General features: G+C 74.2%; 20 protein-coding genes. 9 read left to right on the top strand and 11 right to left on the bottom strand.

What is annotated here, in order from left to right:
- Positions 1–45 precede the first annotated feature (45 nt).
- Positions 46–474, top strand: coding sequence for a MarR family winged helix-turn-helix transcriptional regulator (locus tag R2D22_RS32960; RefSeq protein WP_318108745.1), 429 nt, complete (start codon positions 46–48; stop codon positions 472–474).
- Here R2D22_RS32960 and R2D22_RS32965 read toward each other — a convergent pair.
- From R2D22_RS32965 to R2D22_RS32975, 3 genes are all read right to left on the bottom strand, one after another.
- The gene (locus tag R2D22_RS32965; protein ID WP_318108746.1) at positions 461–1204 is read right to left on the bottom strand and encodes a maleylpyruvate isomerase family mycothiol-dependent enzyme; all 744 of its coding nucleotides are present in this window, start codon (positions 1202–1204) and stop codon (positions 461–463) included. The genes R2D22_RS32960 and R2D22_RS32965 overlap by 14 nt on opposite strands.
- Positions 1191–1583, bottom strand: a complete 393-nt coding sequence (locus R2D22_RS32970) for an SCO4225 family membrane protein (protein ID WP_318108748.1) — start codon at positions 1581–1583, stop codon at positions 1191–1193. Before R2D22_RS32970 ends, R2D22_RS32965 begins: the two co-directional genes overlap by 14 nt.
- Positions 1584–1716: 133 nt before the next feature.
- Positions 1717–2937 carry an MFS transporter gene (locus tag R2D22_RS32975; protein WP_318108749.1) on the bottom strand — a complete coding sequence of 407 codons (1221 nt, stop codon included), beginning with the start codon at positions 2935–2937 and terminating at the stop codon, positions 1717–1719.
- Positions 2938–3061: 124 nt separating this feature from the next.
- Here R2D22_RS32975 and R2D22_RS32980 point away from each other — a divergent pair, with 124 nt between their 5' ends.
- The 3 genes from R2D22_RS32980 (at position 3062) to R2D22_RS32990 (ending at position 5455) form a co-directional block, all read left to right on the top strand.
- On the top strand, positions 3062–3313 hold the full coding sequence (locus tag R2D22_RS32980) for a hypothetical protein (protein ID WP_318108750.1): 252 nt from the start codon (positions 3062–3064) through the stop codon (positions 3311–3313).
- A gap of 106 nt (positions 3314–3419) precedes the next feature.
- Positions 3420–4646: an ROK family protein gene (locus R2D22_RS32985; protein ID WP_318108752.1), complete on the top strand. Its 1227-nt coding sequence runs from the start codon at positions 3420–3422 to the stop codon at positions 4644–4646.
- Positions 4647–4693: 47 nt separating this feature from the next.
- The gene (locus R2D22_RS32990; RefSeq protein WP_318108753.1) at positions 4694–5455 is read left to right on the top strand and encodes an SAM-dependent methyltransferase; all 762 of its coding nucleotides are present in this window, start codon (positions 4694–4696) and stop codon (positions 5453–5455) included.
- A 7-nt stretch (positions 5456–5462) separates the two neighbouring features.
- Here R2D22_RS32990 and R2D22_RS32995 read toward each other — a convergent pair whose 3' ends face one another.
- Positions 5463–6044, bottom strand: a complete 582-nt coding sequence (locus R2D22_RS32995) for a DUF4865 family protein (protein WP_318108755.1) — start codon at positions 6042–6044, stop codon at positions 5463–5465.
- A gap of 14 nt (positions 6045–6058) precedes the next feature.
- On the bottom strand, positions 6059–6631 hold the full coding sequence (locus R2D22_RS33000; protein ID WP_318108757.1) for a TetR/AcrR family transcriptional regulator: 573 nt from the start codon (positions 6629–6631) through the stop codon (positions 6059–6061).
- 159 nt (positions 6632–6790) lie between these two features.
- Here R2D22_RS33000 and R2D22_RS33005 point away from each other — a divergent pair, with 159 nt between their 5' ends.
- The 3 genes from R2D22_RS33005 to R2D22_RS33015 are packed head-to-tail and all read left to right on the top strand — an operon-like array spanning position 6791 to position 10439.
- Positions 6791–7093 (top strand): SHOCT domain-containing protein, encoded by a 303-nt coding sequence (locus tag R2D22_RS33005; RefSeq protein WP_318108758.1) that lies wholly within the window; start codon positions 6791–6793, stop codon positions 7091–7093.
- Entirely contained in the window at positions 7090–7854 is a 765-nt protein-coding gene (locus R2D22_RS33010) for an ABC transporter ATP-binding protein (protein WP_318108759.1), read from the top strand. Before R2D22_RS33005 ends, R2D22_RS33010 begins: the two co-directional genes overlap by 4 nt.
- Entirely contained in the window at positions 7851–10439 is a 2589-nt protein-coding gene (locus tag R2D22_RS33015) for an ABC transporter permease (protein WP_318108761.1), read from the top strand. Before R2D22_RS33010 ends, R2D22_RS33015 begins: the two co-directional genes overlap by 4 nt.
- A gap of 79 nt (positions 10440–10518) precedes the next feature.
- On the opposite strand, the gene R2D22_RS33020 is transcribed toward R2D22_RS33015, so the two are convergent.
- Together R2D22_RS33020 and R2D22_RS33025 are read right to left on the bottom strand one after the other, a co-directional pair.
- A complete protein-coding gene (locus R2D22_RS33020; protein WP_318108762.1) occupies positions 10519–11091 on the bottom strand; it encodes an ATP-binding protein in 573 nt (190 codons plus the stop codon).
- A gap of 229 nt (positions 11092–11320) precedes the next feature.
- On the bottom strand, positions 11321–11611 hold the full coding sequence (locus R2D22_RS33025) for a hypothetical protein (RefSeq protein WP_318108763.1): 291 nt from the start codon (positions 11609–11611) through the stop codon (positions 11321–11323).
- A gap of 168 nt (positions 11612–11779) precedes the next feature.
- Here R2D22_RS33025 and cds1 point away from each other — a divergent pair, with 168 nt between their 5' ends.
- The gene (cds1, locus tag R2D22_RS33030; RefSeq protein ID WP_318108765.1) at positions 11780–12922 is read left to right on the top strand and encodes an L-cysteine desulfhydrase Cds1; all 1143 of its coding nucleotides are present in this window, start codon (positions 11780–11782) and stop codon (positions 12920–12922) included.
- Here the strand turns inward: cds1 and R2D22_RS33035 are convergent.
- The 3 genes from R2D22_RS33035 to R2D22_RS33045 all read right to left on the bottom strand — a co-directional run bounded on the left by R2D22_RS33035 (position 12882) and on the right by R2D22_RS33045 (position 14799).
- On the bottom strand, positions 12882–13382 hold the full coding sequence (locus R2D22_RS33035) for an SRPBCC family protein (protein WP_318108767.1): 501 nt from the start codon (positions 13380–13382) through the stop codon (positions 12882–12884). The genes cds1 and R2D22_RS33035 overlap by 41 nt on opposite strands.
- A gap of 131 nt (positions 13383–13513) precedes the next feature.
- Positions 13514–13951: an SRPBCC family protein gene (locus R2D22_RS33040; protein ID WP_318108768.1), complete on the bottom strand. Its 438-nt coding sequence runs from the start codon at positions 13949–13951 to the stop codon at positions 13514–13516.
- Positions 13948–14799, bottom strand: coding sequence for a DeoR/GlpR family DNA-binding transcription regulator (locus R2D22_RS33045; protein WP_318108769.1), 852 nt, complete (start codon positions 14797–14799; stop codon positions 13948–13950). Before R2D22_RS33045 ends, R2D22_RS33040 begins: the two co-directional genes overlap by 4 nt.
- A gap of 125 nt (positions 14800–14924) precedes the next feature.
- Here R2D22_RS33045 and R2D22_RS33050 point away from each other — a divergent pair, with 125 nt between their 5' ends.
- Positions 14925–17351 carry a hypothetical protein gene (locus R2D22_RS33050; RefSeq protein WP_318108771.1) on the top strand — a complete coding sequence of 809 codons (2427 nt, stop codon included), beginning with the start codon at positions 14925–14927 and terminating at the stop codon, positions 17349–17351.
- On the opposite strand, the gene R2D22_RS33055 is transcribed toward R2D22_RS33050, so the two are convergent.
- Entirely contained in the window at positions 17321–19747 is a 2427-nt protein-coding gene (locus R2D22_RS33055) for a right-handed parallel beta-helix repeat-containing protein (RefSeq protein ID WP_318108773.1), read from the bottom strand. The genes R2D22_RS33050 and R2D22_RS33055 overlap by 31 nt on opposite strands.
- Positions 19748–19847 lie beyond the last annotated feature (100 nt).

The raw sequence follows: 19847 nt of genomic DNA on the forward strand, positions 1-19847 counted from the left end.
TAATTCCGATGCAACGAAGTGCGGCTTCTCTGCTAACGTGCGGCCATGGCAGCGAAGAAGTCCGAGCGTGCGCTCGTGCAGGAGTGGCGGGACGTCCTCGCGCTGCATGCCCGGACCACCTGCGAGCTGGATCGCGCGCTGCACGGGTACGGGATCGGCGCCAGCGACTTCGAGGTGCTCGACGTGCTCGCCGAGGCGGCGCCCGCCGACGGCGGCACCGCCTTCCGGGTCCAGGAACTGGCGGCGCGGGTCCACCTCAGCCAGAGCGCCCTGTCGCGTCTGGTGGCCCGGCTGGAGAAGAGCGGCCTGGTCGCGCGCGGAATGTGCGGCGAGGACCGGCGCGGCGTGCGCGTAGTGCTCACCGATGCCGGCCGGGAGCGGTACGCCGAGGTGCTGCCGCTGCAACGGGCCGTGCTGAAAAGGATGTTGGACGAAGGGGCCGCGGGAACGACCCCGGGAGCTACGACCAGGTGATGCCCGACCGCTCCCGCCAGAGCGCGGCGAGCGAGGCGTCTCCGGCGATGTCCACCGCGTCGGCCGGGAGCCGGTTCCACAGCATCAACCGGAGCTGCCAGGCGGGCCCGGACAGTGTGCAGTCGGCGGGTCCGTCGTCGGTACGCGTCGTGCGCGGCGCGTCCGGCGAGAGCCGCACGGTCCACACGTCGCCGGTGTCCGTGGTCCGCACCCGCAGGACGCGCGTCGTCTCCGTACGGACCCGGCTGCGGTCGCGGGCGTGGAACGCGCGCAGCAGCTCGTCGATGCCGTCGACGGCGAGGGTCGCGTCCACCGGGCGCGGCCCGGACGGCAGCGCGGACTCGGCGTCCGCGCGGTGCACGCCCGTCTCGTGGGCCTGCCGCCGGGCCCAGAACGCGAGGGGCGACGGGGCCGGCAGGAAGGTCCAGCACTCCAGGTCCGCGGGCGCCTTCGTCAGCGCCTCGACCAGCGCGGCGTGACCCTCGTGGAAGTGGGCGAGGCGCTCCTCGCCGTCCAACTGCGGCTCGCCGCCGTCGGGTCGGTACGAGGTGTGACCCTCGGCCACGAACCGGGCCGCCCAGCGGTGCACCATCGTGGTGTGTCGCAGCAGGTCGCGGACCTGCCAGCCGGGGCAGGTCGGCACCGGCGCGTCGAGTCCGGCCGCCGCTGCGGCGTCGGCGAGCGCGCGGCCCGACTCGTCCAGGGCCGCGATGTGTTCAGCGACGCTCATGATCGGTTCCATGCGCGGGATTCTGCCAGCCCGCGCCCGGCCCGGGTACGGCCCGCGCGCGGGCCGCGCGGCGGCGGAACCAGCGGTACAGGAAGCCGAGCACGAATGCCTGGAAGACGTACGAGAAGACCAGCGCGGCCGGGATGAAGACGTCCTCGTCGATCACGTCGCGGCCGATCATGCCCCGCGCCACGAACAGCACGGCCCCCGTCGGCGCGGCGAGGCCGAGGGCCAGCAGCCCCGGCATGATCGAGGCGTCGCTCTGGGGGGCCGCCGTCGACGTCCGGTCGAGCAGCACCAGCAGACCCACGATCCCGAGGTACGCCAGGGAGAGCGGGTTGCCGAAGGTGAGCCGTACGAAGGTGCCCAGGCGCTGCATGGTGGTCCCGATCCGTTCCCTGTGCCGTGGAGTTGCCCGGGGGAACGGACGTCCCGCGCCCCCCGCCGCGACGATTCTGCACGCGGCGGCGGGCCGGGACCTGAGTAGGACTACTCATCATGCCGTGGGCCGTTCAGCCTGTGGCGGTGTCGCGGGTGGCGAAGCCGATCAGCGCCGCGCCCGCCGCGAGGACGGCGACCGTCGTCAGGGCGGCCGGCAGCGAGAAGCGGTCGGCCAGGAGGCCGATCGACGGCGGGCCCAGGAGCATCCCGCCGTAGCCGAGCGTGGAAGCGGTCGCGACCCCGGACGGGCCGGCGATCGCGCCGGCGCGCGCCACCGCGACCGGGAAGATGTTGGCCAGCCCGAGGCCCGTGACCGCGAATCCCAGCAGCGCGGCCCACACGCTCGGGGCGAGCGCGCCCAGCAGCATGCCGGCCGCGGCCGTCGCGCCACCCGCCACCAACGTGCGGGTCTGGCCGAGGCGTTCGAGCAGCGCCGTACCGGAGAGCCGGCCGGCGGTCATGGTCAGCGCGAACACCGCGTACCCGGCCGCGGCGACGCCCGGACGGGCGTGCAGGTCCTGCTCCAGGTGGAGCGCGCCCCAGTCGGCGAGTGCGCCCTCGCCGTACGCCGTGCACAGCGCGATCACGCCGAGGACGAGGACGGTTACGCGCGCCCCGGGTGCGGCGGCGGGTCGCCCGCCCGTCGCCGGGGCGGCGACGGACTCCGGCGGCGCGGGGGAGGGACGGCGCAGCAGGGTCGGCCCGCCCAGCGCGGTGAGGAGGAGACCGGCGAGCGTCAGGCCGAGGAGGTGCGCGGTGGGGGAGACGGAACCGGCGACGAGCCCGCCGAGGCCCGCGCCGAGCATGCCGCCGAGGCTGAACGCGGCGTGGAATCCGGGCATCACGGGCCGTCGCAGCGCCGCGACGAGGTCGACCGCCGCGCTGTTCATCGCCACGTTGATGCCGCCGTACGCGGCTCCGAAGACCAGCAGGACCAGGCCCAGGGCGAGCGGTGAGCGGGTGAGGGCGGGCAGCGCGATGCTGAGCGAGAGGAGGACCGCGGTGACGACGGTGACCGGGTGGCTGCCGAACCGCCGGCAGAGCCGGCCCGTCAGCGTCATGGTCACGACCGCGCCGGCCGAGACGCCGAGCAGGGCGAGGCCGAGGTCGGCCGAGGAGGCGCCGGTCTGCTGCTTGATGGCCGGGATGCGGACCACCCAGCCGGCGAAGAGGAAGCCGTCGAGTGCGAAGAACAGGGTGAGGGCGGAGCGGAGGCGGGACAGGGAGGGCGCTGCGGTGTCTCCGCCAAGGCCCCCCGGAACGGCCGTCGCGACTTTGTTTAGTAGCGGCACAAAAGGAGGATAGGGGTGAGCCCGCCGCGGATTCAACTCGTCACCCTCTGACGTGCGAGGCGCCACTCGGCGGCGCTGGGTGTGAGACTCCCCCGGAAGCACCTCGGGAGAAGGGGGAGGGGGCATGATCCGCGGCCACGTATCGGCCGCCGTGGTGATCGCCGCGGCCCTGGTCGGGCTCGGAGCGGGCCCTGCCGTCGCCGGCGAGGAGCACGATCCGGGCGCCGGCGCCAGGGCGGCCACGGTGGAATGGCCGGACTTCCTGCAGAAGAGCACGGGTGCGGATCCGGCCGACATGGGCTGGATCCCCGACTGCCCGCCGGCCGAGAACGTCAGCGCCCTCGGCGAGGACTCCTGCCCGGGCCACGGCGGCTGACCGCACTCGCCAGGAGGGCCCCGCACCGGTCCCGTACGACCCCCGTGCCCCGGTTCGTACCCCCGGGGCGGGAACCGAGGCGGCCGATCATGGGAGACTCGCCTTCATGAACGGCAAGGCGACCACGACCCGGACACGGCTGGACAGGGGCCGCAGCGCACTCGGGCCCGCGCTGGAACTCGTGCACACCGGACGCGCCCCGACCCGCGCCGTGCTCACCGCCGAGCTGGGCGTCACCCGCGCCACCGCCGGAGCCGTGGCCGCCGAACTGGAGGCCCTCGGGCTCATCCGGGTCGACTCCAACCCCGGCGCCGCCGCCGGCTCCCAGGGCCGACCCTCGCACCGCCTCGCCGTCGACGACAACGGACCGGTCGTGCTCGCCGCCCAGGTGCACGCGGACGGCTTCCGCGCCGCCCTCGTGGGCCTCGGCGGCCGGATCGTCGCGACCGCGCCCGGCTGTGTCACCGTCTCCGAGGACCCGGCGCAGGTGCTCGGCGAGGTCGTCGGGGCCGGCGCGGAGCTGCTCCGTGCGAGCGGCCGTCGCTGCGTCGGCGCCGGGCTCGCCGCGCCGTCCGCCGTCGCCGAACCCGAGGGCACCGCCCTCAACCCGCTCCACCTGGCCTGGCCCGCCGGGGCGCCGGTCCGCGAGATCTTCGCCGAGCAGGTACGGGCCGCCGGCATCGAGGGCCCCGCGTTCACCGGCAACGACGTGAACCTCGCCGCCCTGGCCGAGCACCGCCACGGCGCGGGCCGAGGCGCGCAGCACCTGCTGTGCGTGGCCACCGGCCACCGCGGCGTCGGCGGCGCGCTCGTCCTGGACGGCCGCCTGCACACCGGTAGTTCGGGCCTGGCGCTCGAGGTCGGGCACCTCACCGTGAACCCCGACGGCCGCCCCTGCTACTGCGGCAGCCGCGGCTGCCTGGACGTCGAGACCGACCCGCTGGCCTTTCTCGTCGCGGCCGGCCGCGACCCCGGTCCGGAAGTCTCGCTGCTCGCCCAGTCCCGTGACCTGCTCCGTACCCGGCCGGACGACCCCGGTGTGCGGGCGGCCACCGAGGAGCTGATCGACCGGCTCGGCCTCGGGCTCGCGGGCCTGGTCAACATCCTCAACCCGGACCGCATCATCCTCGGCGGCCTGCACCGCGAACTGCTCGACGCCGACCCGGAGCGCCTGCGCGCCGTCGTCGCCGACCGCAGTCTGTGGGGCCGCAGCGGCGGCGTGCCGATCCTGCCCTGCACCCTGGACCACAACAGCCTCGTCGGCGCCGCCGAACTGGCCTGGCAGCCGGTGCTCGACGACCCGCTCGGCGCGCTCGGCCGCAAGGAGGCATGAGCGTAAACCGCTGGCCTGGGCTTCGCCGCACCGCTACGGTCCGGTTCATGACCGACCATGATCTTCCTCCGCGCCTCGGCAGCCTCACCTTCCACGGCCCGCTCTCGGAGTCACGCGCGACCCGCATGATCGAGCGGCTGGCCGCCGCCTCGCCCGCCACCGTCCTCGACATCGGCTGCGGCTGGGGCGAGTTGCTGCTGCGCACGCTGGAGGCCGCGCCCGGTTCCACCGGTGTCGGGATCGACATCAACGCCGAGGACCTGGCCCGCGGCCGGCTCGTGGCGAAGGAGCGCGGGCTCGCCAACCGCGTCGAGTTCGTCGAGGAGTCCGCGCTCGGCACCACGCGCGGACCGGTCGACGCGATCCTCTGCCTCGGGTCCAGCCAGGCCCTGTGCGACCCCGGCCTGCCGCACGACCCCGCGGCCGCCCTGAGCGAACTGCGCCGCCTCGTCCGCCCCGGTGGCCGGGTCGTGCTCGGCGAGGGATTCTGGGAGCGCACCCCGACCGACGACGAGCTGGCCCGCATGTGGCCGGGCGCCACGGCCGCGGACCACTTCCTGCTGCCCGAACTGGTCGACCTCGCCATCGAGGCCGGCTTCCGTCCCGCATGGATCGAGACGGCGGGCCGCGAGGAGTGGGAGGAGTTCGAGTCCGGCTACCGGTACGACACCGAGGTCTGGCTCGCCGCCCACCCCGACCACCCCCTCGCGGACGAGACCCGCGCCCGCGTCGACCGCCAGCGCGCCGGCTGGATGGGCTACCGCGGCATCCTCGGCATCACCTACCTGACGCTCGTCCCCGTCGGCTGACGATCCGTCACCAGTGTCGGCCCCGGGGCAGCGAGGAGCGCTCCGGGGCCGACAGGTGCAGCACCCGGAACCGCTCACCCGCGTCCGTCGGCGGTTCCGCCGCCCACAGCGTGAAGGTCAACAGCTCCCAGTGGCGCGGATCGACGGCGACCGCGCTCGCCACCACCCCGTCCGCCCGCACCGCCGACTCGAGCCGTTCCAGCGCCTCCCCGACCGCCGCCGCGGGCGGTGCGCCCTCCGGTATCGGGCTCCGGCGGCGCGTCGCCGACCGCGGCGCGCTCGCGGCCGCAGGCCCCTCCGCGTACCCGACACCCGTCCAGTGCTGGACGACCGGGCGGCCGAAGTCGTTCACGATCCCCTGGAAACCGGGGCCCCAGAGGAAGGAGTTCATGGCCTCGGGTGCGACCCAGAGGTAGAACGGGGCGTACTGATCGACGGGCGAGCCGTCCGCCCGCTCACGGACCAGATACGCCTTGAGGCCGAGCCCGGCGAAGTCGTCGAGCAGATGCCCGCGGGTCGCCACCCGCTCGCGGATGATTCCCATGTCGTAGTCGGCGGGCAGGGTGATCTCGTACTGCATGGCATGCACGGTGGTGAACTCCCTTACGAAGAAGGGCCCTTGTGGGCCGACAGCAGCATGAGCAGTCCGTCGACCGCGGTGTCGAAGGCCTCGGGCGACCCCGAGGAGCGGGCCAGTACGTAGCCGCCCTGCACGGTCGCCACGATCGTGGCGGCGAGCGCCGCCGGGTCCAGGGGGCCGGTCAACTCGCCCCTGTCCAGGCCCTCCTGGACGATCCCGGCCAGCCGCCCGCGCAACCGGTCGAGCGTCTCGTGGACCGGCGCGCGCAGCTCCGGGCTCCCCATCACGTCCGGGTCCATCGTCAGCCGCCCCACCGGACAGCCGCGCAGCACGTCGCGCTCGCGGCGCAGGTACGCCTCGATCCGCGCGTACGCCGACGTCCCGCCCTCGAGGACGGCCTCGGCGGCGGCCCGCATCTCCTCGGCCGTACGCCGGATCGCGGCCAGCGCCAGGTCCGGCTTCCCGGTGAAGTGGTGGTACATGCTGCCCTGGCCGGCCCCCGCGGCCTGCTGGATCGCCTTCGGGCTGGTGCCCACGTAGCCGCGCTCCCAGAGCAGCTCGCGGGTGGCCTCGATCAGTCGCTCGGGAGTGCTCATGATCCGATTGTACATACCAGTAGGTACAGAATCCGGAGCAGGGCGGAATCCGCTGCTCTACTCCCCACGTCGTACGCGCGAAGCCGCTGGCCGTACGACGCCCCGGACCCCCTCGGCGGGGGACTCTCGGCAGTAACGAACCGCAAGGAGCTGACCGAGATGAACACCCTCGCGCATGCAGGTCCCGCCCCCTGGGTCCTTCTCTTCCCGCTGGTCTGGGCCGCCGTGATCGTCACCGTCGTCACCGTCCTGCGCCGCACCGTGTGGCGCGGCCGTCGCGGACCTTTCGGCCGCCCCGGCCACGACGACGGCCGTCCCCCGTACGACGAGCAGTCGCCGATCGCCCTCCTCGGGCACCGCTTCGCGGCCGGGGAGATCGACGAGGACGAGTACTGGCGCCGCCTCACCGTCCTGGAGGAGCAGTTCGGCCGGGTCACGCGCCCCAAGGGCGGTGCGGCATGACCACCACCACGCTGCGTACCGCCACCGCCGCCCGGGTCGTCGACGCCGTGAAGGTGTACGGCGTCGGCGACACCGAGGTGAGAGCCCTGGACGGGGTGAGCGTCGACTTCCCGGCCGGCCGGTTCACCGCGATCATGGGGCCCTCCGGCTCCGGCAAGTCCACCCTCATGCACTGCGCCGCCGGACTCGACACCCTCACCTCCGGCTCCGCGCTGATCGGCGACACCGACCTGTCGACGCTCGACGACCGCCGCCTCACCCTGCTCCGCCGCGAGCGGGTCGGCTTCGTCTTCCAGGCGTTCAACCTCCTGCCCACCCTCACCGTCGCCGAGAACATCACGCTGCCCCTCGACCTCGCCGGTACCGCCCCGGACCGGGCCCGGCTGGACACCCTGATCGACACCGTCGGCCTGCGTGACCGGCTGCACCACCGGCCCGCCCAGCTGTCCGGCGGGCAGCAGCAGCGCGTCGCCGTCGCCCGCGCCTTCGCCGGCACGCCCGACGTCGTCTTCGCCGACGAGCCGACCGGCAACCTCGACTCCCGCTCCGGCGAGGAGGTGCTCCGGCTGCTCGGCGACACCGTACGGCGGACCGGGCGCACGGTCGTCATGGTGACTCACGACCCGGTCGCCGCCGCCCACGCCGACGAGGTGGTCTTCCTCGCCGACGGGCGGCTCGTCGACCGGATGCCCTCGCCCACCGCGGAGCGCGTCCTGGACCGCATGAAGGCCTTCGACGGTCGGGGAGGAGGCCGGTCATGAGTACCGCCCGCACCGCCCGCGGCGGAGGCCGGCGCTTCGCCGCCCTCCGGCTCAGCCTCTCCTCGCTGCGCGCCCACAAGCGGCGCTTCGCCGGCACCTTCACCGCCGTCCTGCTCGGCGTCGCGTTCCTCACCGGCACCCTCGTCATGGGCGACACGCTCCGCGCGAGCTTCGACTCCCTCTTCGGCAGCGCCGCCGCCGGCACCGACGCCGTCGTGCGCAGCACGAGCGTGGTCACCGTCGCCGGCGAGGGCCAGGGCACCCGCCGGCCCGTCGACGCCTCCCTCGCCGGCACGCTGCGCGACACCCCGGGCGTGGCCGCCGCCGAACCCCAGATCCAGGGCGCCGGCCAGCTCGTCGCCGCCGACGGCGAACCCATCGGAGGCAAGGGCCCGCCGACCCTGGCCGGCAACTGGATCGGCGACACCGCGCTCAACCCGTACCGGCTCGCCGAGGGGCGCGCCCCGCAGAAGTCCGGCGAGGTCGTCGTCAACCGGGGCGCCGCGAAGACCGGTGGCCTGAAGATCGGCGACACGACCACGCTGCGCACCCCCGACCCGGTCCGGGTGACCGTCGTCGGCCTGGCCACCTTCGGCGGCGAGGACGGCATGGCCCAGGTGACGTACACCGGCATGACCCGCGCCGACGCGGAGAAGCACCTCACGCCGAAGCCCGGCGAAGCGGCGAGCATCCTCGTCCGGGCCGGTCCCGGAACCTCGCAGCAGGAGCTGGTCGACGCGCTGGCCCCGGTACTCCCCGCGGGCGTGGAGGCCATCACCGGGCAGCAGTCCGCCGAGGAGAACACCGACATGATCTCCGGGCAGTTCCTGACCCTCTTCACCGTCTTCCTGCTGGTGTTCAGCGGCGTCGCGCTGCTCGTCTCGGTCTTCTCGATCCACAACACCTTCGCGATCGTCGTCGCCCAGCGCACCCGCGAGAACGCCCTGCTGCGGGCGCTCGGCGCGGTCCGGCGGCAGGTCGTCGGCACGACACTGGCCGAGGCCGCGGCCGTCGCGGTGCTCGCCTCCGCCGCCGGACTCCTCGGCGGCATCGGGGTGGCGGCGGGTCTGCAGGCGCTCTTCCCGGCCGTCGGCTTCCCGTTCCCCGAGGGTGACCTCGTCGTCAGCGGTCTGTCGCTGGCGCTGCCGTTCGCCGTCGGACTCCTGGTCTGCCTCGGCTCCGCGCTGCTCCCCGCCGTGAAGGCGGGCCGCACCGCGCCGCTCGCAGCCCTGCGCGAGACGGCCGTGGACGATTCCGGCGCCTCGCGCCGCCGCGCCCTGACCGGGGCCGGGCTGCTGGCCGTCGCCCTCGCCGTCACGCTGACCGGCGTGCTCGTCACCCCGTCGATCTGGCTCGCCGGGACCGGCGCGGTGCTGGTGCTCGCCGCGTTCGTCGTCCTCGGTCCGGTCGCCTCTTCCGTCGCGGTACGGGTCCTCGGCGGACCGCTGCGCGGCGTCACCCGCGGCCTGGCGCGCCGCAACGCGCTGCGCAGCCCCCGCCGCACCGCCGCCACGGCGACCGCGCTGATGATCGGCGTCGCCGTCGTGTCCCTGTTCACCGTCTTCGGGGCGTCCCTGAAGGCCACCATGGACGACACCGTGTCCCGTTCCTTCGCCGGCGACCTCGCCGTCTCCACGCCCGCGTACGGCGCCGGCGGCAGCGGGCTGAGCCCCCGGCTCGCCCCGGCGATCGCCGCGCTGCCCGAGGTGGAGACGGCGGTCGGGCTGGGCAAGGGCGTCGCCGAGGTGGACGGCGAGGGGCGGGCGCTGACCGTCACCGACCCGGCCACGCTCTCCCGTTCCTTCGACCTCGGCACCGTACGCGGATCCCTGGACGGCCTCGGTGCGAACGGCATCGCGATCTCCGACGCGGAGGCCGGCAAGGTCGGACTGGAACCCGGCGACACCACCGAACTCGCCTTCACCGACGGAAGCCGGCGGACCTTCACCGTCCGCGCCGTCTACCAGGAGTCCGAACTCGCCGGTTCGTACGTCGTCACCCGCGAGGCCTGGGCCCCGCACCGGACACAGGACGCCGACACGCTCGTCTCCGTCACGCTGAAGGACGGGGTTGCCGCGGACGACGGCCGGGCGGCGGTCGAGACGGTCGCGGCACAGTACGGCAACCCGGAGGTGCAGAGCCGGGACGAGTACGCCGAGGCGTCGGCGGGCGGCATCGACATGATGCTCACCCTCGTCTACGCGCTCCTCGCGCTGGCCGTCGTGATCGCGCTGCTCGGCATCGCGAACACGCTGACCCTCGCGGTCCACGAACGGACCCGGGAACTCGGCCTGTTGCGCGCCGTCGGCCAGACCCGGGCCCAGCTGCGGGCGATGGTCCGCTGGGAGTCCGTGCTGGTCGCCGCGTTCGGCACGGTGGGCGGCCTGGTCCTCGGCGGCTTCCTCGGGTGGGTCCTGGTGGAGGCGTCGGAGGGCGCGGGCGACAGCCCGTTCGCCTTCGCGCTGCCGCCGCTCCCGCTCGCGGTCGTCGCCCTGGTCGGCCTCGCGGCCGGAGCGCTCGCCGCCTGGCGGCCGGCCCGCCGCGCCTCCCGCCTGGACGTGCTGCGGGCGATCGCGACGGAGTGACCGCGCGGGAACGACCGCTACGGAGCGATCGCGACGGAACGACCGCGCGACGTCCGGGCCGGGTCCGCGGTGGCGAGCGTCAGCCCGCCACCGCGGACCTGGCCGTCGCGTGGGCGCGCCGCGACTCGGCGGGCTCGCCGAACGGTGCGTCGTCGGGGACGAACGCGGCGGCCGCGAACGGTCCGTCGGTGGTCGCGCCGTGCACGGCGTGCGGGCGCGGCGGCGCGGTGACCGCCAGGGCCGGGGCGTGGAGGGTGAACCAGACGACCTTGCCCGTTCCCTGCGGCCGGACGCCCCAGCTCTCGCTGACCGCCTCGATGATCGCGAGGCCGCGTCCGGACGTGGCGTACGGGTCGGCGTCCGCGCCGACGGGGTCCGGTCCGTCGAGCGCAGGGAACCTCGGGTCGTGGTCGTGGACCGAGACCGTGAGGCGGTCCAGCAGCAGCTCTACCACGACGGTGCACTTCTTGTCCGGCTGTGCGTGCCGGTGGACGTTGGTCAGCAGCTCGGTCACGCCGAGCGCCGCATGGTCTATCAGTGCGTCCAGGTGCCAGTACCGCAGATGTGCGGACACGATTCTGCGGACCTGACCGATCCGCGACGGCAGAGCCTGTACCTCTACCGTGCAGTGCCTGCTCGGTTCGCTGATCACGGCTGCGACTCCCCGAAATAGGTCCGGAAGAAGACGAAGGATCGGATCCAGCAGTCAGCTGCCTGCTGTTCGTACAAAGCGGCGGCTTGGTCACAGCGTCACCGCTCATGAACCCTGAGTGATGCCTCCCAGCCTGAGGCAACCGTCACGACCGCGCAACTCGCGGCGACGATCCGCTGGTCGGTGACGGTCGGTGGCGGTGGGTAGCGGCGGCGTCGGTCGGTGGCGGTCAGTGACGGTCGGTGGCGCGCCTCAGCGCTTCCAGGAATCCGCCCCTGCGGTCCGGCTCCGCCGTGAGCCGGTACCGGGTGCCGTTCACCGTCGCGACCGCGTCGTCCGGCCCCGCGAACCAAGGCCGGCCCACCCGTACGGCCTTGACGGGCGCGCTGTCGATCTCCCTGCCGTAACTGGTGAGCAGGGCCAGCCGACCGTCCTCGATCCGGACCTCGCCGGCCCGGGTCAGCGACCGCGGCCAGCGGGCGATCCGTACGCCCCTGGCGCTGTACTCCGGCTCCGCCATCGCCACACCGCCCCCTTCGCACAGGTTTCTCCGTCAGTCTGCCGAACGAACGCGCCCGGCACCAGACCCCGGGGTCACGCCCAAGCGACTCCTATGGATCCCCAAAGCAAACGTTTGCGCAGGTGGGGGAGTTATCGTCGGCAGTGGGAACAGGACGAGGAGAAGCGCATGAGCACCACAGCAGACCCGGCGCGCACCGGCACCGCCACCGCGCCCGCCACCATCGACGTGGACCGCAGCGACCCCGAGTACCGCGCCTGGCTGAAGGAGGCCGTGCGCAAGGTGCAGGCGGACGCCAACCGCTCCGCCGACACGCACCTGCTGCGCTTCCCGCTCCCCGACGAGTGGGGCATCGACCTCTACCTGAAGGACGAGTCCACGCACCCCACCGGCAGCCTCAAGCACCGGCTGGCCCGTTCGCTGTTCCTGTACGGCCTGTGCAACGGCTGGATCCGCCCCGGAAAGCCGGTCATCGAGGCGTCCAGCGGCTCGACCGCCGTCTCCGAGGCGTACTTCGCGAAGCTCATCGGCGTCCCGTTCGTCGCCGTGATGCCGCGCACCACCAGCCCGGAGAAGTGCCGGCTCATCGAATTCCACGGCGGGCAGTGCCACTTCGTCGACGACTCGCGCACCATGTACGAGGAGTCCGCCGCCCTCGCCGAACGCACCGGCGGGCACTACATGGACCAGTTCACGTACGCCGAGCGGGCCACCGACTGGCGCGGCAACAACAACATCGCCGAATCGATCTATCAGCAGCTCCGGTTGGAGCGGTACCCCGAGCCGGCCTGGATCGTGGCGACCGCGGGCACCGGCGGCACCTCGGCGACCATCGCCCGCTACGTGCACTACATGCAGCACGACACCCGGATCTGCGTCGCCGACCCGGAGAACTCCTGCTTCTTCGACGGCTGGACGCACAACGACCCCGAGGCCACCGCGGACTGCGGCTCCCGCATCGAGGGCATCGGCCGGCCGCGCATGGAGCCCAGCTTCGTGCCCGGCGCCATCGACCGGATGATGAAGGTACCCGACGCGGCGAGCGTCGCCGCGGTCCGCGCGCTGGAGGGCGCGATCGGCCGGAAGGCGGGCGGCTCGACCGGCACGGGTCTGTGGAGCGCGCTGAAGATCGTCGCCGAGATGGTCGCCGAGGGCCGTACCGGCAGCGTGGTGACGCTGATCTGCGACCCGGGCGAGCGCTACCTCGACAAGTACTACTCGGACGACTGGCTGGCCGGACAGGGCCTGGACATCGCCCCGTACGCCGCCGCTATCGACCGGTTCCTGGCGACGGGGTCCTGGCCGGAGTGAGTTTCCGGTCCAGGCCGCGCATCGCGTCGCGGAAGGACTTGCCGACGCCCGGGCGGGCCAGCCGCATCACCAGGCGGCAGGCGGCCGGCCCGTCCACGGCCATCGTCCAGCGTACGCGGGTGCCCGCCCCGGCGGGGGAGAGCACCCAGTCCTCCAGCATGGCCGTCACGCCGGGCGCGTTGGTCTCGTCGATCCGGTAGGCGTACCGGGCGCCCGGCTCGGCGGCCATGATCGTCTCCTGGAAGCGGATCCCGCCGCGCAGGCGTACGGTCCGGCCGGCACCGCCGTCGGTCGGCGTCGCGGACAGCACCGCGGCGAACCAGTCGGGGGTGCTCTCCAACTCCTCGGCCAGTGCCGTGTAGACGGCCGGCGGCGCAGCGGCCAGGTCGGCCGTGAACTCCAGGCGTACGGGGGCGGACGAGACGAAGTCGAGTTCCACGGGCCTGAGTCGGCGGGGCATGGGACCGTACCTCCAGGGGCGGGCCGAAAGTCCGCACACCATAGCTGGCACACCGTCAGATTCCCAGGGAGGATTCCCGCCTGCCGGGAATCGCGCGACACCCGTGAGCCCCCTCGCGGGACCCCCTGCCGTCAGCCCCTCAGCAGCGCGTCCATCGCCCGCCCGAACAGCATCCGTCCCGCCGCGTTCAGCAACGGGTCGGCGGCGCGCGGCAGTCCGCGCAGCCGCAGGTCCTCCGTCCACACCACCCGGCTGCCGCCGCCCGGTGCCTCGCGCACCTCGATCACGGCCCAGCCGAGCACCGTCCGGCCGTGCTTCTCGAGGCGGCACACGCCCGGCGACCCCGCCTTCGGCGGCTCCCAGCGGACCACCTCCATCGGGTCGTCGAAGCCCGCCCGCCCGATCCCGGTGCGCGCCGTGAACCGCGTGCCCACCCCCGTACCGCCGGGCGTGAGGACCCGGGTCCGGGTGAACGGCACCCGTTCCCCGTGGGCCGGCCAGTCCGTCAGCCGGCGCCACGCCTCGCCGGGCGCCAGCGCGGTGGCCCGCTCGATCCGGAAGAGGGTCACACCCCGGCCCCGGGCTCGTCGACCGGTCCGTCCGGCCCCGCCACCAGCAGGCCCGGTACGTGCTCCGCCATGTCCGCGCGGGTCCGCGACGACAGGCCCGCGTCCGTCACCAGCGTGTCCACCTCGTCCAGCGTCGCGAACGAACTCAGGCCCACCGTGCCCCACTTGGTGTGGTCGGCCACCACCACGACCCGGCGCGCCGAACGCATCAGCCGCCGGTTCGTCTCCGCCTCGGCCAGGTTCGGCGTCGACAGGCCCGCCTCCACCGAGATCCCGTGCACCCCCAGGAACAGCACGTCGAAGTGGAGCGAGGCGATCGCCCGGTCCGCGACCGGCCCGACCAGCGCGTCCGACGGCGTCCGCACCCCGCCGGTCAGCACCACCGTCGCCGCGCCGGGGCGCGCCGCTCCCGACGGGCCCGGCGGCTGCGCCGCGTGGAACACGTCCGCGACGCGCACCGAGTTCGTCACCACGGTCAGGTCCGGCACCTCGAGCAGGTGCTGCGCCAGCGTGTACGTCGTCGTCCCGCCCGACAGCGCGATCGCGCTGCCCGGAGCGGCCATCGCCGCGGCCGCCCGCGCGATGTCCTCCTTCGCGCCCGGCTCCAGCGTCGACTTGGCCTCGAACCCGGGCTCGTGCGTGCTCGGCTCGGCCACCGGAACCGCCCCGCCGTGCACCTTCTCCACCAGACCCTGCCGGGTCAGCGCGTCCAGATCCCGGCGCACGGTCATGTCGGAAACGTTGAGCCGCCGGGTCAGTTCGTTGACCCGGACGCCCCCACGCCGCCGTACCTCGTCGAGAATCAGGGCGCGCCGCTGCTCCGCGAGGAGGTTCTGATTGTCGCTCACCGCCGGGGCCGGTCCTTCCAGAGGGGATTTGGTGCGGATGGCGGCCGACCCCTGCGCGGGACCGCGCCGATCCGCGATTCTGTTCCTGCCGTCGAATCCTCCCATCCAGAGAGTGAGTCACCGAAGTGTCCCCTGCCACACCGGCCCCGCAGAGCGGGGGCGCGGCACTCGAACTGCTCGTCCACGGCGTCGGCGGAGCCACCCCGCAGGACATGCTCGACGACCCGCGCACCGTCCGGATCACCGGCGACGCCACCGCGGCCATGCACCGCCGCGGCGCCGACCTCGACGCCGAGGACCACCCCGAGCGCTACGCCGAACAGCCGGTCCCGGAGGCCTACTGCTGGTCCAACCTCACCTCCGGCAACGGCACCCGGGCCCTGTGGCTGCTGCTCCTGCCGTTCATGGTCGCCAACCTCGCGCACTGGATGCGCCCGCCGGCCGGGGGCCGGCGCGGCACCGTCCGGCTGTACGGCGTCCTGGTGCGGCTGCTCGCCCTCACCCTCACCGTGCTGCTCACCGCCGCCGCCTGCGAGGTCGCCCTCGACCTGACGGCCTGGCAGTGCGCCGGCTCCACGGCGTGCGTCGTCGACCGCTCCTGGCTCGGCTTCCTGGCCGCGGACCGGGGCGGCTGGTGGTCGCAGCCCGGCCGCCGCCTCGCCCTCGCCGCCGTCGTGCCCGTCGCCCTCGTCGGCCTGCTCTGGTACCTCTCCAACCGCACCTGGAGCGCGTACGAGGCGCAGCGCCCGCCCACCGGGTACGACGACGTCGCCACGCCGCCGCCCGGCACCCCTGACCCCGAAGGCGAGCCCCGGCCCCGCCCCGCACTCGGCCGCCCCGGCTTCTGGTACGGCCGCCGGCTCGTCGCCCGGCTGCGCGCCGCGCACACCGCCGCGGGCTTCCTCACCGTCGCCGCCGCGGTGTGCGGCGCGGCCGCCCGCCACGACCGGGAGTCCGGGAGCACGGCCCTCGCCGCACTCGCCTGGACGCTGGAGGCCGCCCTCGCGGCCGCCGGTCTCGTCTGCCTCTTGGTGGTGTGCCGCCGCGGCCGCAGCGAGAAGCGGGTCGACCACGTCGTCGACCGCACCCTCGTCGCCGCGCTGCCCACCGTCTCGCTGATCCTGCTCGCCGCCGCCCTCGTGTACGCCGCCTGGTCCCGCCCCGGCTGGCAGTCCGCCGGAACCCTGCCCGGCGACGCCACCTTCGGCGTCCTCGTGCTCTCCCAGGGCGCGCTCGTCGTCGCCCTCGGCGTCGTCGCCCTGGCCCTATACCGCAGCGACCCGGATCCGCGCACCGCCATGTACGGCCTCGGCGGCCCCGCCGTCGCCATGCTCGCCTGCGCCCTCGGCGGCGTCATGACGGGTGGCGTCGCCCAGCGCGTCGCCGACTGGCTGGACGGCCCCGGCACCCCCGGCGCCGGCGGCGGCCGGATCGTCGGCCCGCCGGTGCTGCTCAGCTGGCAGGCGTCGGTCATCCCCGTCCTGCTGCTCGTCCTCGTCGTGCCCTGCGCGGTCCTCGCCGTCCGCACCACGCTGGCCGCCCGCCGGTACGCCGCCGCCGTCGACGTCGACTACGGCGTCGAGACCCCCGACCCCGTCCGCACCCGGCGCATCGCCTCGACCCGCGCCGCCGCCGGACTCACCGACGCCGCGCCCGGCCTCGTCGGCATCGTCTCCGGGGCCACCCTGCTGCTCGGCGCGGGCGCCGTGGCCGGCGCCTGGTCCAGCGGGAACGTCCCCGGCCGGGCCTTCGAGGGCGCCCACCCGGTGATCGCCTCAGCCGCCGACACGGCCCAGGCCACCGGCTCCTGGCTGATCGGCTTCGGCTTCATACTCTTCGTCACCTGGGGCCGGCGCGCCTACAAGGACGCCTCCGCCCGCCGCACCATCGGCATCCTGTGGGACGTCGGCACCTTCTGGCCGCGCGCCGCCCACCCGTTCGCCCCGCCCTGCTACGCCGAGCGGGCCGTGCCCGACCTGACCTGGCGGATGAGCTCGTGGACCCGCACCACCGGCGGCCGGCTGGTGATCTCGGGCCACTCCCAGGGCAGTGTGCTGGCCGCCGCCGCGGTCTGGCAACTGCCCGCCCACACCCGGCGCCGGGTCGCGCTGCTCACCTACGGCTCCCCGCTGGAACGGCTCTACGGCCGTTGGTTCCCCGCCTACTTCGGCCCGCACCAGTTGCGCGCCCTGCACGGCGAGGTGCACTGCTGGCGCAACCTGTACCGCGCGACCGACCCGATCGGCGGCCCGGTCCGGGTCCCCGCCGACGGCGACAAACCGGCCGTCGACCGGGACGCCCTGCTCGACCCGCTGGTCTACGGCCGTGACCACGCGCACCCGCTGCCAGAACCCGTCCTCGGCCACTCCGACTACCAGGCCGACCCGGCGTTCGCCGCCGAACGGACCGCCCTGCTCGACCGGTTGCCCCCGGCCCTGCCCCGGCAGCGCTCCGACGAACCAGCCGATCAGGGCGGTTCAGGAGGTCGGGGCCCGGCCGAGGGCCACGGCAGTTCCGAGGGTCACGGCAGTTCGGGCAGGTCCTCCGGGTAGAGCAGGGTCAGGTCGTCCGTGCTCGCCTCGGCGAGCGCGGCGACCCGGCCCGCGTGCCGTTCCACCATCGACTCGAAGGTCTGCCGGGCGGTCCGGCCGTTGCCGAACGCCGGGCCCTTCGGCAGCTCCGTGAAGTACTTCAGCAGCGCCTCGGACGTGCCCTCGGCCAGCCGGTACTCGTGCTCGTCGGCCTGCTGTCCGACGATCCGCAGCAGTTCGTCCGGCACGTAGTCGCTGAACGAGATGGTCCGTGAGAAACGGGACGCCACACCGGGGTTGACGGTCAGGAACCGCTCCATCTCCGCCGTGTACCCGGCCACGATGACGACCACCGCGTCCCGGTGGTCCTCCATCAGCTTGACCAGGGTGTCGATCGCCTCGCGCCCGAAGTCCCGTCCGGAGTCCTCCGGGGACAGCGCGTACGCCTCGTCCACGAACAGCACCCCGCCGCGCGCCCGGTCGAACGCCTCCTGGGTGCGGATCGCCGTCGAGCCGATGTGCTCGCCGACCAGGTCGACCCGGGACACCTCGACCAGGTGGCCGCGCTCCAGGACGCCGAGCGAGGCGAGGATCTCGCCGTACAGCCGGGCCACGGTCGTCTTGCCGGTGCCCGGGTTGCCGGTGAAGACCAGATGGCGGCGGACCGAGGCCGCCTTCAGGCCGGCCTCCTGACGCCGCCGGCCCACCTCGATCATGTTGGTGAGCGTGCGGACCTCGTGCTTGACGCTGTCCAGGCCCACGAGCGCGTCCAGTTCGCCGAGCACGTCCTGTGAGGACCGCGCGCCGACGGGCTCGGCCGGGGGCTCCGCGGCCGGGATCGGCGCGGGCGCCGCCACGGCGGGGGAGCGCGGCGCGGGGACCGTGCCGAGCAACCCGCTCGTCTGCGTCGCCGTCAGCACGCCTCCGGTGTCGGCCGGGGCCTTGCGCACCCCGCTCTCGTCACTGGTGCAGTCCTCCACGGTCGGCCCGTCCTGCGGGAACTCGTAACCGCCGCGCGCGCACCGCTCCGTACGGCACTTGCGCAGCGTGGTGCGGCAGCCGTCCATCACATGGAAGCCGTACCCGCCGCTGCCGGTCACCCGGCAGCCCAGGAACGAACCGCGGCCCTCCGCCGAGACGTAGAAACCGGCCTCGGCCGGCGAGGTCACCGTGACCCGGTCGATCGTCGGGTCGGCGCCCTTGGTGACGATGACGCCGGTCTGCACCGCGTCGATGGTGCAGCCGCCGAGCGTGCCGCCGCTGCCGTGGTCCCGGAACCAGGCCCCGGTGGAGGCCTCCCGGATCCGGCAGTCGTCGAGCTGCGCCGAGGCTCCGTCGCTGACCGACACCGCCGTGTTGCGCACCTGCGACAGGTCGCTGTCGACGACGTCGACCCGCGAGCCGCGGTCCAGCACGAACAGCGCGTCCGGCACGTCGTGGACCCGGCAGGCGTCGAGCACGGCCGTCGCGCCGTCGCTGACCCACACAGCCGGGTAGTCGCCCGTACTGTCGTGGATCTCGCACTGGTTGGCGTCCACCCGGGTGCCCGGATCCCACACGGAGAGCCCGTTGCGGCCGAAGCGGCGGACGGTCGACCGGGTCAGCGTGAGCACCGAGCGCGAGCGCAGGTCGACCGCGTTCTCGGGGATGTCGTGGATGTCGCAGTCGGCGAGGTTCAGCACCGCGTCGGTGTCGAGCGTGACGCCGTCGGCGGAGGTGCGGTGCACCGAGGAGTCGGTGAGGTGGGCCGTGCCGCGCGCGGTGATCTGGACGCCGGTGCCCTTGATCTCGTACACCTCGCAGCCGATGCCCTCCAGGGCGCTGCCCTCCCCGGTCACGGTGATGCCCGCGCCCGAGGCGTGGTGGATCCGGCAGCGTTCGAGCCGCGGATGGGCGGCTCCGCGCACCGAGACCCCGGACTGGCCCGCGGAGACGATCTCGCACTCCTCGAACACCCCGCCCGCGCCGTCGAGCACCGCGAGCCCGACGCCGGCCGGATTGTCGACGGTGCAGCGGCGCACGGTGGGGCGGGCGGCCCCGCGCACCTCGAGCCCGGCCGCCGAGCGGGTCACGATCCGCAGCCCGAGCAGCTCCGGGGTGCCGTCCTCGACGAGCAGCGCGGGCGCCGCCGCGTCCTGACCCTCGACGTGCAGGTCCTGGACGGTCGCGGACGCGCGTACGGTGAGCGGCACTCCGTCCACCGGCGCGATCCGCACCGAGCCGGTCTGGCCCTCCGGGCCGCGCAGGGTGACGGCCCGTCGGATCACCAGGTTCTCCCGGTAGGTGCCGGGGGCGACCGTGAGGACGTCGCCGTCCGCCGCGGCCTCCAGGGCGGCGGCGAGGGAGGCGTACTCACCCGTGCGGCGCCGCCACCGCGATGTGCCGGTGTGCGTCACCTGGACCGTGCCCTGTGCCATGGGTGTGTCCTGCCCCCGCCTCATGCGTCCTCGCTGATCCGATGCCCCACCGTAGCGCGCGCGGCGCGGCCGGGTTGACGGGTCCGCCCCGGTGGCCGCG

The organism is Streptomyces sp. HUAS YS2 (assembly GCF_033343995.1).
GTDB classification, from domain to species: Bacteria; Actinomycetota; Actinomycetes; order Streptomycetales; family Streptomycetaceae; genus Streptomyces; species Streptomyces solicathayae.

Coding starts and splice junctions, on each gene's coding strand:
- R2D22_RS33025 (WP_318108763.1), bottom strand. CDS start 11,611: ATGGCGGAGCCGGAGTACAGCGCCAGGGGCGTACGGATCGCCCGCTGG.
- R2D22_RS33005 (WP_318108758.1), top strand. CDS start 6,791: ATGAACACCCTCGCGCATGCAGGTCCCGCCCCCTGGGTCCTTCTCTTC.
- R2D22_RS32960 (WP_318108745.1), top strand. CDS start 46: ATGGCAGCGAAGAAGTCCGAGCGTGCGCTCGTGCAGGAGTGGCGGGAC.
- R2D22_RS33015 (WP_318108761.1), top strand. CDS start 7,851: ATGAGTACCGCCCGCACCGCCCGCGGCGGAGGCCGGCGCTTCGCCGCC.
- R2D22_RS33000 (WP_318108757.1), bottom strand. CDS start 6,631: ATGAGCACTCCCGAGCGACTGATCGAGGCCACCCGCGAGCTGCTCTGG.
- R2D22_RS32980 (WP_318108750.1), top strand. CDS start 3,062: ATGATCCGCGGCCACGTATCGGCCGCCGTGGTGATCGCCGCGGCCCTG.
- R2D22_RS32985 (WP_318108752.1), top strand. CDS start 3,420: ATGAACGGCAAGGCGACCACGACCCGGACACGGCTGGACAGGGGCCGC.
- R2D22_RS33010 (WP_318108759.1), top strand. CDS start 7,090: ATGACCACCACCACGCTGCGTACCGCCACCGCCGCCCGGGTCGTCGAC.
- cds1 (WP_318108765.1), top strand. CDS start 11,780: ATGAGCACCACAGCAGACCCGGCGCGCACCGGCACCGCCACCGCGCCC.
- R2D22_RS33035 (WP_318108767.1), bottom strand. CDS start 13,382: ATGCCCCGCCGACTCAGGCCCGTGGAACTCGACTTCGTCTCGTCCGCC.
- R2D22_RS32970 (WP_318108748.1), bottom strand. CDS start 1,583: ATGCAGCGCCTGGGCACCTTCGTACGGCTCACCTTCGGCAACCCGCTC.
- R2D22_RS32965 (WP_318108746.1), bottom strand. CDS start 1,204: ATGAGCGTCGCTGAACACATCGCGGCCCTGGACGAGTCGGGCCGCGCG.
- R2D22_RS33055 (WP_318108773.1), bottom strand. CDS start 19,747: ATGGCACAGGGCACGGTCCAGGTGACGCACACCGGCACATCGCGGTGG.
- R2D22_RS32990 (WP_318108753.1), top strand. CDS start 4,694: ATGACCGACCATGATCTTCCTCCGCGCCTCGGCAGCCTCACCTTCCAC.